Source organism: Streptacidiphilus sp. ASG 303, assembly GCF_020991365.1.
Lineage (GTDB): Bacteria > Actinomycetota > Actinomycetes > Streptomycetales > Streptomycetaceae > Peterkaempfera.
In genome coordinates this window covers 1-3,142 of sequence record NZ_JAJLRA010000067.1, presented here as the reverse complement: position 1 = coordinate 3,142, position 3,142 = coordinate 1, and the positions used below count along the sequence as shown (strand labels likewise).

The following is a 3,142-nucleotide window of genomic DNA, read 5'->3' as shown; positions in this document are numbered from 1 at the left end:
TTGAGCACCGCCAGCAGGGCCGTCATCAGCTGCGCCGAGCGCGGCAGCGAGACCGCGACCCGGCCCTCGGGGCCGGCGCCGTGCTCCACGAGCAGCCGCGCGATGCGGTTCGCCCGCGCGTTCAGCTCACCGTAGGTGACCGCCGTGCCGTCGCCGTCGACCACCGCCACCGCCTCCGGGGTGCGGGCGGCCTGGGCCTCGAAACCCTCCACCAAGGTCACGGAAGGAGCCGGCAGCCCCTCCGCGCCACCACCGTTCCACTCCACGAGCACCCGGTGGCGTTCGGCGGGGGTGAGGACGTGGGTGTGGTGGAGGGGGGTGGTGGGGGAGGTCTGGAGGGCGGTGGTGATGCTGTCGGTGGCCGTGTGCATCCAGGTGGCGACGGTGTGGGGGTCGATGGAGTCGTGGGCCTGGACGGTGATGCTGAAGCCGTGGGTGGTGTCGTCGATGTAGACGCCGAGGGGGTAGTTGGTGCGTTCGTGGGCGTAGAGGAGTTCGACGCCGGGCACGGGGGTCTGGTCGGTGCTCTGGCCGCTGTGGCGGTAGTTGAGGAGGGTGGTGAACAGCGGTGTCTGCGGGGGCATGGCGCTGGCGCGCTGGGCCAGTGCGAGGGGGGCGTGTTCGTGGGCGAGGAGGTCGGCGAGGTGGCGGTGCATGCGGGTGAGCGCTTCGCCGACGGGTGTGGCGCCGAGGTGGGCGCGGACGGGGAGGGTGTTGATGAACAGGCCGGGGACGCGGTCGGCGTTGGTGCCGGCGTTCATGCGGCCGAGGAGGACGGTGCCGAAGACGACGTCGTCGCGTCCGGTGAGGGCGCCGGCCAGGCGGGCCCAGGCGAGGTGGAAGACGGTGGCGGGGCTGACCCCGTGGGTGCGGGCCTGGTCGCGGAGGCGTTCGGCGAGGTCGTCGTCGAGGGCGAGTCGGGCCTCGCGGACGGTGGCGCCGTCTCCGTGGACGTCGAGGACGCCGAAGGGGGCGGTGGGTTCGCCGACGTCGGCGAGGAAGCCGGCGAAGAACTCCTGGTGTTCCTCGGGTGAGACCCCTCGTCGTGCCTGGGCGACGAAGTCGCGGAAGGGCAGGGGGTCGGGCAGTGTCTCGTGCTCGCCGGTGACGAAGGCCCGGACCTCGGCCATGAGGATGTCGAGGGTGGTGTGGTCCTGGATCAGGTGGTGGACCTGGAGCAGGGCGCACCAGCGCCCGCCCTCGGGCTCGGCGGCCGTGAACACCCGGACCAGCGGGGCCTCGTCCAACGCCATCACCGAAGGAGATGCCGCCAGCAGCCTGTCGGCGACGTCAGCGCCGGACGGCTCCAAGACCACCTCGGTGACCTGGATGGGGGCTTCGCGGAGGACGACCTGGACGGGTTCGGGCAGGTCCTGCCAGACGACCGCGGTGCGCAGGATGTCGTGCCGGTCGACGACCTTCTGGAGCGCGCCGGTGAACGTGTCGAGGTGCTCGCGGCTGTCGAAGCGCAGCACGGTGGGCAGGACGTAGGCGTCGGCGCCCTCACCGGCCTGCAGCAGGTGGTGGAAGAAGATGCCCTCCTGCAGGGGGGCGAGCGGATAGACGTCCGCGATGTTCGCGGCCCCGCCGGGCACGCGCTCCACGATGCGCTGGATGTCGTCGGTGCTCAGCTCGACCAGGGGCAGCATCGCGGGGGTGATCTCCCGGGCCCCCTGCGGAATCAGATTCGGGGGTGCCTGAAATACCGGCTCACCCAGGACACCCGAGAGCCCTGCCACGGTCGGCGCGGTGAACAGTGCCTTGACGGACAGGCTGACGTCGAGGGTGGTGCGGATGCGCTCGATGAGGGTGACGGCGAGCAGGGAGTGCCCGCCGAGCTCGAAGAAGTTGTCCTCGACACCCACCTCGGGAATGCCGAGGACCTCGGCGAAGACGGCGCACAGCTGTGCTTCCTGCTCGGTCTCCGGCCTGCGGCCGGCCCCGGCGGACTCCGCCAGGTCCGGCTCGGGCAGGGCCTTGCGGTCCAGCTTGCCGTTGACCGTCAGCGGGAACGCCTCCAGCACCACGACCGCCGACGGCACCATGTACTCCGGCAGCAGACCCGTAGCGTGGATCCGGACCCCCGCTGCCAGCCGATCGATGTCCGACGCCGAACCGCTGTCCGCAGGGATCAGGTAGGCGACGAGTCGCTTGTCTCCGGGGCGGTCCTCGCGGACGAGGACCGTGGCCTGGGCGACGGCCGGGTGGGCGGCGAGCGCGGCCTCGATCTCGCCGAGCTCGATACGGAAGCCGCGGATTTTGACCTGGTCGTCGGTGCGGCCGAGGTATTCCAGGACACCGTCCTGGTCCCAGCGGGCCAGGTCGCCGCTGCGGTACATCCGCGAACCCACCGGACCGAACGGGTCCGCGACGAACCGGCCCGCGGTCAGGCCGGCCCGTCCCAGGTAGCCGCGGGCCAGCCCCTCACCCGCGACGTACATCTCGCCCGGCACCCCGGGCGGGCAGGGCTGCAGGGCGGCATCGAGGACGTACACCTGCAGGTCGGGGATGCCGCGGCCGATCACGCTCGCCACCGGGCCCCGGCCGGCGAGGTCGGCGCCCAGGGCCCGGTAGGTGACATGGACGGTCGTCTCGGTGATGCCGTACATGTTGACCAGCAGCGGCGCGTTCTGCGCGTGGCGCGCGTACCAGCCCGACAGGCGCGACAGGTCCAGCGCCTCACCGCCGAACACCACCGTCCGCAGGGCCAGCCCGGCGCCCAGTTCCGGGTCTAGTGCGTCGGCCTGGGCGAGCTGGTAGAACGCGGACGGGGTCTGGCTCAGCACCGTCACCCCCTCGCGGACCAGCAGGGCCAGGAAGTCGGCCGGAGAGCGGGAGACGTCGAAGGGGACGACGACCAGGCGTCCGCCGTGCAGCAGCGGGCCCCACATCTCCCACACCGAGAAGTCGAACGCGAAGGAGTGGAACCAGGTGAACGCGTCGTCCGGGCCGAAGCCGAACCAGTGGTCCGTCGCCGAGAACAGGCGGACCACGTTCCCGTGCGCGACCAGCACCCCCTTGGGACGGCCCGTCGAGCCGGAGGTGTAGATCACATACGCGGGGTGGGCGGGCAGCAGTGGCGTCGTGCGCTCGGCGTCGGTGAGGTCGGTGTCCGGCAGCTGCGCCAGGCGTGCGGCGGTGT

At 71.9% G+C, this 3,142-nt stretch carries 1 protein-coding gene; it reads right to left on the bottom strand.

Translation table 11 applies throughout. From position 1 onward, the window contains the following. A partial coding sequence (locus LO771_RS29910; protein WP_230748280.1) for a non-ribosomal peptide synthetase occupies nt 1-3,142 on the bottom strand: 3,142 nt, incomplete at both ends.